11 protein-coding genes are annotated in these 13214 nt (G+C 74.3%); 6 read left to right on the top strand and 5 right to left on the bottom strand.

Annotated elements, in window-relative coordinates; all coding sequences use genetic code 11:
* Nucleotides 1–2: 2 nt before the first annotated feature.
* The 3 genes from BLW57_RS26280 to BLW57_RS26270 form a co-directional block, all read right to left on the bottom strand.
* The gene (locus tag BLW57_RS26280) at nt 3–1268 is read right to left on the bottom strand and encodes an NAD(P)/FAD-dependent oxidoreductase (RefSeq protein WP_093477864.1); all 1266 of its coding nucleotides are present in this window, start codon (nt 1266–1268) and stop codon (nt 3–5) included.
* Between the two features lie 104 nt (nt 1269–1372).
* Complete coding sequence (locus tag BLW57_RS26275) at nt 1373–2683, bottom strand: deoxyguanosinetriphosphate triphosphohydrolase (RefSeq protein WP_093477862.1); 1311 nt, start codon at nt 2681–2683, stop codon at nt 1373–1375.
* Nucleotides 2684–3398: 715 nt separating this feature from the next.
* Nucleotides 3399–4253 (bottom strand): sirohydrochlorin chelatase, encoded by an 855-nt coding sequence (locus tag BLW57_RS26270; protein ID WP_093477861.1) that lies wholly within the window; start codon nt 4251–4253, stop codon nt 3399–3401.
* Nucleotides 4254–4411: 158 nt separating this feature from the next.
* Between BLW57_RS26270 and BLW57_RS26265 the strand changes: the two genes are divergently transcribed.
* The 3 genes from BLW57_RS26265 (at nt 4412) to BLW57_RS26255 (ending at nt 8306) form a co-directional block, all read left to right on the top strand.
* A complete protein-coding gene (locus tag BLW57_RS26265) occupies nt 4412–5089 on the top strand; it encodes a SanA/YdcF family protein (protein ID WP_093477859.1) in 678 nt (225 codons plus the stop codon).
* A 133-nt stretch (nt 5090–5222) separates the two neighbouring features.
* Complete coding sequence (locus BLW57_RS26260) at nt 5223–7403, top strand: molybdopterin oxidoreductase family protein (protein WP_093477858.1); 2181 nt, start codon at nt 5223–5225, stop codon at nt 7401–7403.
* A gap of 57 nt (nt 7404–7460) precedes the next feature.
* Complete coding sequence (locus BLW57_RS26255; protein WP_093477856.1) at nt 7461–8306, top strand: arylamine N-acetyltransferase family protein; 846 nt, start codon at nt 7461–7463, stop codon at nt 8304–8306.
* Here the strand turns inward: BLW57_RS26255 and BLW57_RS26250 are convergent.
* Nucleotides 8293–8721 (bottom strand): gamma-glutamylcyclotransferase family protein, encoded by a 429-nt coding sequence (locus tag BLW57_RS26250; RefSeq protein WP_093477855.1) that lies wholly within the window; start codon nt 8719–8721, stop codon nt 8293–8295. The two genes, BLW57_RS26255 and BLW57_RS26250, sit on opposite strands and share 14 nt — an antisense overlap.
* Before the next feature lie 139 nt (nt 8722–8860).
* On the opposite strand from BLW57_RS26250, the gene BLW57_RS26245 reads away from it, so the two are divergent.
* From BLW57_RS26245 to BLW57_RS26235, 3 genes are all read left to right on the top strand, one after another.
* On the top strand, nt 8861–10510 hold the full coding sequence (locus BLW57_RS26245; RefSeq protein WP_093477853.1) for a M4 family metallopeptidase: 1650 nt from the start codon (nt 8861–8863) through the stop codon (nt 10508–10510).
* A gap of 353 nt (nt 10511–10863) precedes the next feature.
* Nucleotides 10864–11385, top strand: coding sequence for a hypothetical protein (locus BLW57_RS26240; protein ID WP_093477852.1), 522 nt, complete (start codon nt 10864–10866; stop codon nt 11383–11385).
* 118 nt (nt 11386–11503) lie between these two features.
* Nucleotides 11504–12142, top strand: a complete 639-nt coding sequence (locus BLW57_RS26235) for a class F sortase (protein WP_093477850.1) — start codon at nt 11504–11506, stop codon at nt 12140–12142.
* Between the two features lie 193 nt (nt 12143–12335).
* Here the strand turns inward: BLW57_RS26235 and BLW57_RS26225 are convergent, their stop codons facing one another.
* Entirely contained in the window at nt 12336–13118 is a 783-nt protein-coding gene (locus BLW57_RS26225) for a sulfite exporter TauE/SafE family protein (RefSeq protein WP_093477849.1), read from the bottom strand.
* Nucleotides 13119–13214 lie beyond the last annotated feature (96 nt).

The raw sequence follows: 13214 nt of genomic DNA, 5'->3' as shown, positions 1-13214 counted from the left end.
GGTCACGGGGCGAGGCTGTCGAGGGGTACGTGCGGGTCGGCCAGCGCGTCGAGGTCCACCGGCGCACCGGCTCGGATCAGTTTCTGGATGGGTTCTGTGACATCCCACACGTTCACGTTCATCCCGGCGAGCACCTGGCCCTGACGCACCCAGAACGCGATGAACTCCCGCTTCCCGGCGTCGCCGCGGATCACCACCTCGTCGTACGACCCCGGCGGCGCCCACCCGCTGTACTCCATGCCCAGGTCGTACTGGTCGGTGAAGAAGTAGGGCACCCGGTCGTAGGTGACGTCCTTGCCGAGCATCGCGCGGGCGGCGGCCGGTCCGCCGTTCAGCGCGTTCGCCCAGTGCTCGACGCGCAGCCGGGTGCCGAACAGGGCGAGCGGGAAGGACGCGACGTCGCCGGCGGCGTAGATGTCGGGGTCGGAGGTGCGCAGCCGCTCGTCGACGACGATGCCGCCGCCGTGCGCCCGGTCGGCGATCTCCAGTCCCGCCGCCTCCGCGAGGCCGGTCCGGGGAGCCGCGCCGATCGCCGCGAGGACGTCGTGCGCGGGGTGCTCCTCGCCGTCGTCGGTGCGGGCCGCGAGGACCATGCCGTCCTGGCCGACGATCTCGGTGAGCTGGACGCCGAAGTGGAAGCGGACGCCGCGCTCGCGGTGCAGCTCCGCGAAGACGTTGCCCAGCTCGGGCCCGAGGGCGCCGTGCAGCGGGGTCGGGGCCGGTTCGATCACCGTGACCTCGGCGCCGTACTCGCGTGCCGCCGCCGCGACCTCCAGGCCGATCCAGCCGGCACCGGCGATCACGATGTGGCCGTTGTCCCGGCCGAGGGAGGCCAGCACGCCCTTGAGGCGTTCGGCGTGGGCGAGCCGGCGCAGGTGGTGGACGCCCGCGAGGTCGGTGCCCGGGATGTCGAGGCGGCGGGGTTCGGCGCCGGTGGCGATGAGCAGTTTGTCGTAGCGGACCAGGGTGCCGTCGTCGCCGAAGCGGACGGTCTTCGCCGTACGGTCGATGCGGTCGACGGTCTGGCCGAGGTGCAGCTCGATGTCGTTCTGCGCGTACCAGGCGGGCTCGTGCACGAAGACGCTGTCGCGCTCCTCCTTGCCGAGCAGGAAGCCCTTGGAGAGCGGGGGGCGCTCGTAGGGGTGGTCGCGCTCGTCGCAGATCAGTATCACCCGGCCGGTGAAGCCCTCCGCACGGAGCGTCTCCGCCGCCTTGGCGCCGGCCAGGCCGCCTCCGACGATGACGAATGTCTGATCCGCGTCGACCACTTGATGCCTCCTCGTAAGGGTGCCGCCACATGCGAGCGTCCCGCACCCGGCGTGCTGCGGGAAGAGGGAGTGACCCGATCAGGCCAGCCCGGGTCACATTCCGCTCAGATATGCCCTGTCAGTCTGGCGTGCAGGGAGCGGGCCGAGGCGTCCGTGAGGGAGGCGATCTGGTCGACGATCACCCGCTTGCGCGCCAGGTCGCCGGGTGCCGCGTCGAACAGGGCCCGGAACTGCGGGTCGAGGCCCTCGGGCGCGCGGGCGGTGAGGGCCTCGGCCAGTTCCGCGACGATCACCCGCTGGTCGGCGCGCAGCAGTTCCTGCTCGGCGCGCTGCATGACGTAGCGGTCGGCGACCGCCTTGAGCACAGCGCACTCCATGCGGGCCTCACGGGGTACGACGAGTTCGGCGCCGTACCGGGTGAGCCGGCCGGTGCCGTACGCGGCGCGCGTGGCGCCCTCGGCGGCCAGGCAGAACCGGCCGATGAGCTGGCTGGTGGCGTCCTTGAGGCGGGCCTGCGCGACCGCCGTGCCGTCGTAGCCGTGCGGCCACCAGTCCTGGTCCTGGAGGCGGTCGAGGGCCGCGGCGAGCTCGGCGGGGTCGGTGCCGGCGGGGACGTAGCGGCCGACGGCGACCTCGAACACGGCCTGCCGCTCGGGTTCGGCGTGCAGGCAGTCGGGGTCGATGTGGCCGGCGTGCAGCCCGTCCTCGATGTCGTGCACCGAGTAGGCCACGTCGTCCGACCAGTCCATGACCTGGGCCTCGAAGCAGGTGCGGGTGCCGGGGGCGTGCGCCCTGACCCAGTCGAAGACGGGGCGGTCGTCCTCGTACACGCCGAACTTCACCGACGCCGGGTCGGTGGGGTGGGCGCCGCGCGGCCAGGGGTACTTGGTGGCCGCGTCGAGGGTGGCGCGGGTGAGGTTGAGGCCGACGGAGCCCTCCGGGGTGAAGCGCTTGGGCTCGATGCGGGTGAGGAGCCGCAGGGACTGGGCGTTGCCCTCGAAGCCTCCGCAGTCCGCGGCGAACAGGTTCAGCGCCTGTTCGCCGTTGTGACCGAAGGGCGGGTGGCCGAGGTCGTGGGCGAGGCAGGCCGCTTCGACCAGGTCGGGGTCGCAGCCGAGGGCCGCGCCCAGCTCCCGTCCGACCTGCGCGCATTCCAGGGAGTGGGTGAGCCGGGTGCGGGGGCTGGCGTCCCAGACCCGGTTGCGGGTGCCCGGGGTCACCACCTGGGTCTTGCCGGCGAGGCGGCGCAGGGCGGCCGAGTGCAGGATGCGGGCGCGGTCGCGCTGGAAGGCGGTGCGGCCGGGACGCTTGTCCGGCTCCGGCGCCCAGCGGTCGGCCGACGCCGGGTCGTAGGCCGGGGAGGATGCGGTGCCGGTGACTTCTGCGGTGCCTGCGGTGCCTGCGGTGCCTTCCATGAGTCGACAGTAAGCGGCGCCGGTGACATTCGGGGTGCGGCCGGGTGCCCGCCGGGGTTCCGGGTGTCGGGGACCCGGTGCCGGAAGCCGGGTGTCGGCCGCGCCGCGTCGACCGCTCCGCCGCCACCGTCGAAGCGCCGGACGGCTTCCGTCCGCGGGGCGGCGAGGGCGCGGGCATGGCGGTACGGGATCAGATGGGCCGACGCCGAACGTTCGCCGACGGGCCGAGACGATCCGGCGCGACGGCCGGTGCGCGCGGTGCCACGCAGGATCAGGCGGCGTCCGTCCGCGGTGCGGTCAGGCGCGGGCACAGCGGTGCAGGACCGGACCGGCCGACGCCGAACGGTCGCCGCGCGGGCGGAGACGACCCGGTGCGCGCGGTGCCGCGCAGGATCAGGCGGCGTCCGTCCGCGGTGCGGTCAGGCGCGGGCACAGCGGTGCAGGACCGGACCGGCCGACGCCGAACGGTCGCCGCGCGGGCGGAGACGACCCGGTGTGCGCGGTGCCGCGCAGGATCAGGCGGCGTCCGTCCGCGGTGCGGTCAGGCGCGGGCGCAGCGGTGCAGGCCGACGCCGAACGGTCGCCGCGCGGGCGGAGACGACCCGGTGTGCGCGGTGCCGCGCAGGATCAGGCGGCGTCCGTCCGCGGTGCGGTCAGGCGCGGGCACAGCGGTGCAGGACCGGACCGGCCGACGCGGAACGGTCGCCGCGCGGGATCAGGCGGCTTCCGTGCGCGGTGTGGTGAGGGCGCGGTCGTAGCGGTGCAGGATCAGACGGGCCATCGCCGGGTGGTCGCCGAGGGGGGCGGAGGCGATCCAGGGAGCCGCGGCCGCGCACTGGGTGGCGAAGCGGCCGGGGGCGGTGAAGCAGGACGCGACCGCCACCCGGTGCCGGCCGCGGGCCGCCAGGGTGCGCCAGGCCGCCTCGACGGTCGGTGCGGCGGCGGAGGCGTACGCGGGGACGACGGGCACGCCGAGGCGGTCCGCCAGCAGGCGGGCGGCGCGGGCGGTGTCGGCCGCCGACTCCGGGTCGCGGGAGCCCGCCGCGGCCAGGACGACCGCGCTCGTGCGGCGCGTGGCCGGGTCGGGGTCCCGCGGCCAGCCGGCCTCGGTCAGGCGGTCGTACAGGGTCTCGACGAGGAGCGGGTGCGGGCCGAGCGGGGCGGCCACGCGGGTGTGGCCCGCCGCGGCGGCGGCCATGGCGGGGATGTCCTGCTTGACGTGGTAGCCGCGGCCCAGGAGGAGCGGGACGAGGACGGCGGGGCTGTCCCCGAGGGCGGCCAGGGTGTCCGGGAGCAGCGGCTCGTTCAGCTCGATGTGCCCCAGGTGGACGGAGAGGCCGGGGCGCAGCTCGCGGACCCGGTCCCGCAGGGCCCCCACCGTGACCGCCGCGCGGGAGTCGCGGCTGCCGTGCGCGACCAGGACGAGGGCGGGCGGGGTCGGGCGGCGGCGTCCGACCGGGGAGACGAGCCGGAGCCGGCCGGCCAGGTGGCTGCTGATGCTGTCCATGAGGTGCGCCGTGCTTTCGAGGTGGTGGAGGGACTCGGAGCGGGGAGGGTGCGACGCCGTCATGGAAGGATCCTGGCGGGCCGAGGTTGCGGCCCCGTTGCCGGGCCGTCACGGGTGTTTTCCGCGGCTTCACGGTGCGCGGATGCGGGGCGTGAGGTGAACCGGTCCGCCGGTGCGGGCGTCTACCCGGTGGGAACCGATCACTCTCTCCGGGGGACGCCATGAAGATCCGTCGACCGCGGCTGCCGCGCACCCGTGCGGGGCAGCGGCGGCTGGTGCAGTCGGTGATGGCCGCGTGCGTGCTGGCGCTGCTGCCGGCGACCTGGCTGTACGTGTCGACGGCGGACCGGCTGCGGACGACGGCGGACGTGCCGCGCACGCCGGTGGCGGTGGTGTTCGGCGCCGGGCTGTGGAACGGGGAGCCGTCGCCGTACCTCGCGCACCGGCTGGACGCGGCGGCGAAGCTGTACCGGGCGGGGCGCATCGAGGTCGTCCTGGTCACCGGGGACAACAGCCGCGAGGACTACGACGAGCCCGACGCGATGCGCGCCTACCTCACCCGGCACGGGGTGCCGGGCACGAGGATCGTCAGCGACTACGCCGGTTTCGACACCTGGGACTCCTGTGTGCGGGCCCGGAAGATCTTCGGGGTGGACCGGGCGGTGCTGATCAGCCAGGACTTCCACATCCGGCGGGCGGTGGCGCTGTGCGAGGCGGCGGGGGTCGACTCGTACGGGGTCGGGGTCGCCGCCAAGCACGACGTGACCTGGTACTACGGCGGCACGCGCGAGGTCTTCGCGGCGGGCAAGGCGGCGCTGGACGCGGTGCTCCGGCCGGACCCGCGGTTCCTGGGCCCGAAGGAGCGGGGCGTGAGCCGGGCGCTGGCGTCCGGCCGGTGACCCGGGTGCCGGAGCCGGAGGGGTGCGCGGCGCGGGCCTCACGGTGGCCGGGCGGGCGCGGGGAGGTGACCGTCCCGGCGGTGTAACCGGGGGCGGGCACGGGCCGTAACACGGTCCGCGCAGGCTGGGCGGTATGGAGAACACCTCGACGCCCACCCACTGCCCGTACTGCGCCCTGCAGTGCGGGATGACCGTCACGCCCCTGCCGCAGGGGGGCGCCGAGGTGTCCGAGCGGCCGGACTTCCCGGTCAACCGGGGCGCGCTGTGCGGCAAGGGCCGTACGGCCGCCCAGGTGCTGTCGCCGGCGGTGCGGCTGACCACTCCGCTGGTGCGGTCCGGCGGGCGGCTGGTGGAGGCGGGCTGGGGCGAGGCGCTGGACCTGATCGCCGAGCGGCTCGGGCGGACGCGGCAGGAGCACGGCGCCGACGCGCTCGGGGTGTTCGGCGGGGGCGGGCTGACGAACGAGAAGGCGTACGCGCTCGGCAAGTTCGCGCGGGTGGTGCTCGGTACCTCGCAGATCGACTACAACGGCCGCTTCTGCATGTCCTCGGCCGCGGCCGCGGGGACGAAGGCGTTCGGGCTCGACCGCGGGCTGCCGTTCCCGCTGGAGGACGTTCCGAGGACCGGGTGCGTGATCCTCGTCGGATCGAACCTGGCCGAGACCATGCCGCCGTCGCTGCGCTTCTTCACCGAGCTGCGGGAGAACGGCGGCACGCTGATCGTCGTCGATCCGCGCCGTACCAGGACCGCCGAGCAGGCCGATCTTCATCTCGCGCCCCGACCCGGCACCGATCTCGCCCTCGCCCTGGGGCTGCTGCACCTGGTGGTCGCCGAGGGACGGACGGACGAGGGGTTCGTCCGGGAGCGGACCACCGGCTGGGAGGAGGCCCGGGCGGGGGCGATGGCGCACTGGCCGGAGTACGTGGAGCGGATCACGGGGGTGTCCGTTCCCGAGCTGCGGCAGGCGGTGCGCATGTTCTGCGAGCCCGAGTCGGCGATGGTGCTCACCGCGCGCGGGCCCGAGCAGCAGGCCAAGGGCACGGACACGGTGGGCGCGTGGATCAACCTGTGTCTGGCGACCGGCCGGGCGGGCCGCCCGCTGTCCGGGTACGGCTGCCTGACCGGGCAGGGCAACGGGCAGGGCGGCCGGGAACACGGCCAGAAGGCCGACCAGTTGCCCGGCTACCGCAAGCTGGACGACCCGGCGGCCCGGCGGCACGTGGCCGGTGTGTGGGGCGTGGACCCGGACAGCCTGCCGGGGCCCGGACGCAGCGCCTACGAACTCCTCGACGCGCTCGGCACGGACATCCGGGCCCTGCTGCTGATGGGCTCGAACCCGGTGGTGTCGGCGCCGCGCGCCACCCATGTCGAGGAGCGGCTGCGCTCGCTGGACTTCCTCGCGGTGGCGGACGTGGTGCTGTCGGAGACGGCGGAGCTGGCGGACGTGGTGCTGCCGGTGACGCAGTGGGCGGAGGAGACGGGCACCACGACCAGCCTGGAGGGCAGGGTGCTGCTGCGCCGGCGGGCGGTCGCGCCCCCGCCCGGTGTGCGCAGCGACCTGTTCGTCCTGCACGAGCTCGCCGGCCGGCTCGGGGTGGAGAAGGGATTCCCCACCGACGCGGAGGAGGTCTTCGGCGAGCTGCGCCGGGCGAGCGCGGGCGGCCCGGCCGACTACTCGGGCATCACCTACCGCCGTCTCGCGGAGGAGAACGGAGTGTTCTGGCCGTGCCCGGAGACCCCTGAGGTCCCTGAGGTTCCTGATCCTGGGGGTCGTGAGGGGCCGGAGGGCCTTGGGGAGCCGGGGGTGCCCGAGGACCCGGCGCGGCCGGCCGGGGCCGCCGTGCATCCCGGCACCCCGCGTCTGTTCCTGGACCGTTTCGCGACGGCCGACGGCCGGGCCCGGTTCGTCGCCGTGGCCCACCGGGCGGCGGCGGAGGAACCGGACGACGTGTACCCGCTGCTGCTGACCACCGGCCGGGTGGTGGCGCAGTACCAGTCGGGGGCGCAGACCCGGCGGGTGGCTGAGCTGAACGCGGCGGCGCCCGGTCCGTTCGTGGAGCTGCATCCGCGCCTCGCGGCCCGGCTGGGGGCGGCGGAGGGCGATCGGCTCGCGGTGGTCTCCCGGCGGGGCCGGGCGGTGGCGCCCGCGCGGATCACCACCGCCATCCGTCCGGACACCGTCTTCATGCCCTTCCACTGGCCCGGCGAGGGACGCGCGAACAACCTCACCAACCCGGCGCTGGATCCGACGTCCCGGATGCCGGAGTTCAAGTCGTGCGCGGTGCGGGTGGAGGTCCTGGGACCTGAGGAGTAGACCGGTTCGGTCTCCGGGCCGGTGCGGGGCGGAGGGGGGCACGCGTAGATTCGCGGTATGTCCGACCGGGAGAAGTTCGACCTCGACGCCTATCTGGAGCGCATCGGCTGGGCGGGCGGCACACGGGCCGACCTTTCGACGCTGCGGGGTGTGCATCTGGCGCACGCCCTGGCGCTGCCCTTCGAGAACCTGGACCCGGTGTCCGGCAGGGTCCCGTCGCTGGCACCCGCCGACGTGGTGGCCAAGATGGTCCACGGACGGCGCGGCGGCTACTGCTACGAGCACAACACCCTGCTGCGGCTGGCGCTGGAGGCGCTCGGTCTCCGGGTGACCCCGCTGGCGGGGCGGGTGGTGCTGGGGGCGGACACCCCGGAGAGCCGGCCGCGTACGCACGCGATGCTCCGGGTCGAGGTGCCGGGCGAGCCGCTGCCGTATCTGGCCGATGTCGGTTTCGGGGCGATCGGGGCGCTGCTGGCGCCGGTGCCGCTGACGGTCGGCGAGGAGTTCGAGGACGGGGGACGCCGGCACCGCTTCACGCGCCTGCCGCACGACGGGCCGCTGGAACTGTGGGCGTTGCAGGCGTACGACGGGGCGGCGCGGGACTGGGTGAGCCAGTACGCGTTCACGCTGGAGCCGTTCACGGCCGCGGACTTCGAGGTGTTCAACTGGCACGTCGGCAGCAACCCGCGCTCCCCGTTCACCCGCCGGCCGTACCTTCAGCGGACCACCGCCGAGCGTCATCTCGCCCTGGACGGAGCCCGGTTGACCGAGACCCGCGCCGACGGCACGGTGGCCGTGCGTGAGCTGGCCGGCGAGGCGGAGGCACGGCGCGTGGTGGCGGAGGAGTTCGGGATCGAGGTGCCCGAGGGGCTGGAGCTGCTGGGCCGGCTCAGCGGCGGGTGAGCCAGTCACCGCCCTCGATGCGGGTGCCGCGGGCGCGCAGCCGGGCGGCCACCCCCGGGGCGGCCAGGTAGACCCAGGCGCGGACGGTACCGCCGTCGGCGCGTACGACGTCCCGGGCGACGCGCAGGTACAGGTTGCGCGGGTCGCCCGGCACGTACTCCTCCAGCCGGTCCAGGGCGGCCAGCAGGTCCGCGTACGCCTCGGGGCGTGCGGTCACCAGTTCTCCCCGCACCTCGTCACCGGGCCGCTCGACGGCGTAGGGGTAGCCGGGGCCGTCGTACAGCACGGCGCCCGGGAGGCGGCCCGGTTCCTCCGCCGAGGTCCGGCCGCGCAGGTAGAGATCGTGGTTCGCCTCGCCGCGGCGGAGGGTGCCGTACACGAAGAAGGGGAGCGGCTCGGGGTCCTCAGTGCTCACGGAAACGATTCTGTACCCCCGCCGCCTCCCCACACATCTCCATGAACGCCCTATGGACATGACATGTCATGGCCCCTTAAATCTCAGGGGTTGCCAGCGCCACCCCCACCTCCAACCTGGCGCCTCCCCAAGGAGACTGATGAGCCGGATACGTCAGCACGTCCGCGGAACCCGTCGTCTCGCCACCACCGGCGTCGCCGTCAGCACGGCGGCCCTGATGGTCACCGCTCTCGCCCCCGCCGCCCACGCCGACGGCAGACCGACCCGGGCCACCGCGATCCAGAACGCGGCCTCGGCACTGCTCGCCCACGCCGCGGGCCTCGGCCTCACCTCCGCCGAGGACACCAGCGTGCGGGACGTGATCGTGGACAAGGACGGCACCCAGCACGTCCGTTACGACCGCACGTACCACCGACTGCCGGTGCTGGGCGGCGACTTCGTCGTCCACCTGGCGGCGGACGGCGGCTACCGCAGCGCCGACCGGGCGACACGCGGCCGGATATCCCTGGCCTCCGTGGTCCCGAAGATCTCCGGCCAGAAGGCCGCCGACCTCGCGGTGAACGCCCTGCGCGCCGCCAACCTCGGCGAGCAGCTGAAGCAGGTGAAGGCCAGGCCGGAGCTGGTGGTCGACGCCCTGCACGGTGCGCCGAGGCTCGCCTGGCGCACCGACGCCGCCGGCCTCGACTCGCTCGGCAACCCGGTCGCCCGCACGGTGCTGACCGACGCGCGCACCGGCGCCCGGATCGACGCGTGGGACAACATCGAGACGGCCACCGGCGACGGCAAGTCCCTGTACGGCGGCACCGTCGCGCTGGAGACCACCCAGTCGGGGTCGACGTTCCAGCTCAAGGACCCGACGCGCGGCAACACCTACACCGGTGACGCGGCCAACAAGACCGACCTGTGCATCTTCGGCATCTGTTTCAGCCGCGCGCCCGCGACCCTGTTCACGGACGCCGACAACCACTGGGGCACGGGCACCACCGCCGACCGCTCCTCGGCCGCCGTCGACGCCCAGTACGGCACCAACGAGACCTGGGACTACTACAAGAACGTCCACGGCCGCAACGGCATCGCGGGCGACGGCAAGGGCAGTTACAACCGCGTCCACTACGGCAACAACTACAACAACGCCTTCTGGGACGACAGCTGCTTCTGCATGACGTACGGCGACGGCGACGGGACCACCTTCGGCCCGCTGGTCGCCCTCGACGTCGCCGGGCACGAGATGACCCACGGCGTGACGTCCAAGTCGGCCGCGCTGACCTACTCGGGCGAGTCCGGCGGCCTGAACGAGGCCACCTCCGACATCCTCGGCACGATGGTCGAGTGGTACGCGAACAACTCCTCCGACACCGGTGACTACCTCATCGGCGAGAAGATCGTCCGCTCCGGCTTCGGCAAGACCGCGCTGCGCTACATGGACAAGCCGTCCAAGGACGGCAACTCGGCCGACTACTGGAGCAGTTCGGTCGGCAACCTCGACGTCCACTACTCCTCGGGCGTGGCCAACCACTTCGCGTACCTCCTCGCCGAGGGCAGCGGCGCGAAGACCATCAACGGCGTCGCCTACGACTCGCCGACCGCCAACGGCTCCACCGTCGCCGGCATCGGCCGGGACAAGGTCGGCAAGATCTGGTACCGGGCGCTGACGGTCTACATGACCTCCTCGACGAACTACGCGGGGGCCAGGACCGCCACCCTCAACGCGGCGAAGGACCTCTACGGCGCGGGGAGCGCCGAGTACAACGCGGTGGCCGCCGCGTGGAGCGCGGTCAACGTCAACTGACCCGTCGCCGACGACACGAGGCCGGTGCCCCCGCGGGCACCGGCCTTCGGCGTCCCCCTGCTCGCGGGCGGGGCCCGGCCGGTCCCCGGCACCCGCGGAGGCGCCCCTCCCGCCTTGACGCTCCGTCACCCGTTCACCGGTGCTCACCGCTCCATTCGTGTGCTTTTCATACCGCAACCTTCCGAAGCCTCCGCACACGCCCATGACCTGCCCGAACCCCGGAAGCGCTAGCCCGTCCGGGGGCCCGGCCGACACCCGTTCTCCGCAATCCCCGGCGTCCTCCCGGGAAGCGGCCGGGCCCCCGAGCCACTTACCTCGGAAGGGCACGAGTCGGACAAGCTTCGGGGAGCACCATGCGCCGCACCGCCCGTCTGCTGACCGGTACCGCGCTCGCCTTGGCAGCCGCGGCACCCGCTCACGCCGCCGGTACCGACAGCCTGGACGTGTACCCCTCGACGGTGGCCCCGGGTGCCCAGGTCACGGTGAACACCGCCGCGTGCGGCGACAAGGGCTCCGCGACCGGGGACGCGGGCGCGGTCGGCGCCGGCACCTTCACGCTGGCGCCCAGCACGCACGAGGGCGAGGCCATCGGCCAGTTCAAGGTGCCGGAGAGCGCGCAGCCGGGGACGTACGAGATCGTCGCCAAGTGCGCGGAGGGCGACCGGCAGGTGAAGGGCGACCTGGTGGTGGCGCTGAGCGCGGCGCACGAGCAGGCGGCCGGCGGCGTGCAGCCGAAAGGAAGCGTGAAGACGGGGGCCGGTGGCGCACTCGGCACCGACCCCGCGCAGACCACGGCGGGTGTGGCGGCTCTGGCCGTCGCCGCCGCGGGCGGTACCTGGCTCCTGCATCGCCGGGCGAGAGGCGACGGGATCTGACGGACACCCTCCGCTGTCCGTCCGCAGGTACCGCAGTCCCACCCCCTCCGGGTCCGATGCCCCTCGCGGCCCGGAGGGGGAGGGCCTTCGGGGGTCCGCCCCCGGGAGAGGGGTTCGCATGCGCACGCGAGCCAGGTTCCACCGGCTCGGCGACACCGCCATAGCCGCGGTCACCGTCGTGGCCCTCGGTTCGGGGGTGTGGCTGCTCGGCGGCGGTGCCGGCGCGCACACCCCACCGCAGCCGTCGCCGGCCGAGGGCCGGCCCGATCCGGCGGACGAGCGGCTCGCGGCGCCGGCGCTCGCACCGTCCCCGCCGACCCGGGTCCGCATCCCCGCGATCCGCGTGAACGCCCCGCTGACGGGCCTGGCCCTCACTCCGTCCGGCAGCCTGGACGCGCCGCCCGCGGACCAGAAGAACCTCGCCGGCTGGTACGAGGCCGGCACCATGCCCGGTGAGACGGGCACCGCGATCCTCGCCGGGCACGTCGACAACACCGAGGGCCCCGCCGTCTTCTACGACCTCGGCGCCCTCAAACGCGGCGCCCGCATCGAGGTGGACCGCCGGGACGGCTCCGTGGCCGTGTTCACGGTGGACGCGGTCGAGGTGTACTCCGCCCGCGACTTCCCCGACGAGAAGGTCTACGGCGCCGCCGCCCGCCCCGAACTCCGCGTCATCACCTGCGGCGGCGGCTACTCGAGAACCACCGGCTACCAGGGCAACGTGGTGGTCTTCGCCCATCTGACGGGCTCCCGCTGACCCCTCGGCGCGCGGCCGGCCCGGCGCCGAGCACGTGCTCCCCGCCCCAGGCCCCGAGCGGCGCCAGGGCCTCGTTCAGCAGGGCGCCCCGGCCGGTGAGCGAGTACTCGACCCGCGGCACCTTCTCCGAGCCGGCGGCTCGCCGCCGGCACGGGGACGAGGACACCACCGGGCTGGTCGACCTGCTGCGCGGTCAGGCGGCCCACTGCTCGTAGGCCAGGTTCGCCACCAGGCCGAGGACGACCGTCAGCAGGACCACCCGGACGAAACCGCTGCCGCGCTTGAGCGCGGTGCGGGCGCCGAGCATGCCGCCTGCGAGGTTGAAGACGGCGAGCAGCAGCGCGAGGCGCCACAGCACCGTGCCCTGCCAGGCGAACATGGCCAGGGCGCCCGCGTTGGTGCAGCAGTTGACGATCTTGGCGGTGGCGGAGGCGCTGACCAGGTCCAGCCGCAGGACCGCGGTCAGCGCGAGGACCAGGAACGTGCCGGTGCCGGGGCCGATCAGACCGTCGTAGAAGCCGATGCCCAGGCCGGCCAGGCCGATCGCGGCGAGCTTGCGGCGCCGGCCGGCGGGGCCCGGGGCCGGGGCCGTGCCGAAGGCGGGACGCAGGATCACGAAGGCGGCCACCCCGAGCAGCACCACCATGATCACCGGCTTGAGGACCTCCGTACTCATCCCGGCCGCGAAGAACGCGCCCGCCGAGGAACCCGCCAGCGCGGCGAGGCCGATGCGCACGGCCGTGCCGACGTCCACCGGCGCCCGGCGGGCGTAGGTCACGGCGGCGCCCGTGGTGCCGACGATCGCGATCGCCTTGTTGGTGCCCAGCGCCGTCGCGGCCGGGGTGGCCGAGGGCAGGCCCAGCAGCAGGGCCGGCAACAGCAGCAGTCCGCCCCCGCCGACCACCGCGTCGATCCAGCCGGCCGCGAGGGAGGCCACGCAGAGCAGGGCGACGACGGTCACGGGTATGTCGGGCATGATCGCGACCCTAGGCAGAGGATGCGTGTGCCGTCCACGTATCTGAACGGCTTCTGAGGCTCGGCGCCCGGTCCCGGCACACCCACCCGCCGCCGC

Source organism: Streptomyces sp. 1222.5, from assembly GCF_900105245.1.
GTDB classification, from domain to species: domain Bacteria; phylum Actinomycetota; class Actinomycetes; order Streptomycetales; family Streptomycetaceae; genus Streptomyces; species Streptomyces albidocamelliae.
The sequence above is the reverse complement of the archived record's forward strand: the minus strand, read 5'-3'. Positions and strand labels throughout refer to the sequence as shown.

What these genes read in the sequence shown, in the direction of transcription:
- BLW57_RS26235 (WP_093477850.1), top strand. Translation starts at nt 11,504, where the DNA reads ATGCGCACGCGAGCCAGGTTCCACCGGCTCGGCGACACCGCCATAGCC.
- BLW57_RS26245 (WP_093477853.1), top strand. Translation starts at nt 8,861, where the DNA reads ATGAGCCGGATACGTCAGCACGTCCGCGGAACCCGTCGTCTCGCCACC.
- BLW57_RS26225 (WP_093477849.1), bottom strand. Translation starts at nt 13,118, where the DNA reads ATGCCCGACATACCCGTGACCGTCGTCGCCCTGCTCTGCGTGGCCTCC.
- BLW57_RS26255 (WP_093477856.1), top strand. Translation starts at nt 7,461, where the DNA reads ATGTCCGACCGGGAGAAGTTCGACCTCGACGCCTATCTGGAGCGCATC.
- BLW57_RS26240 (WP_093477852.1), top strand. Translation starts at nt 10,864, where the DNA reads ATGCGCCGCACCGCCCGTCTGCTGACCGGTACCGCGCTCGCCTTGGCA.
- BLW57_RS26265 (WP_093477859.1), top strand. Translation starts at nt 4,412, where the DNA reads ATGAAGATCCGTCGACCGCGGCTGCCGCGCACCCGTGCGGGGCAGCGG.
- BLW57_RS26270 (WP_093477861.1), bottom strand. Translation starts at nt 4,253, where the DNA reads ATGACGGCGTCGCACCCTCCCCGCTCCGAGTCCCTCCACCACCTCGAA.
- BLW57_RS26260 (WP_093477858.1), top strand. Translation starts at nt 5,223, where the DNA reads ATGGAGAACACCTCGACGCCCACCCACTGCCCGTACTGCGCCCTGCAG.
- BLW57_RS26275 (WP_093477862.1), bottom strand. Translation starts at nt 2,683, where the DNA reads ATGGAAGGCACCGCAGGCACCGCAGGCACCGCAGAAGTCACCGGCACC.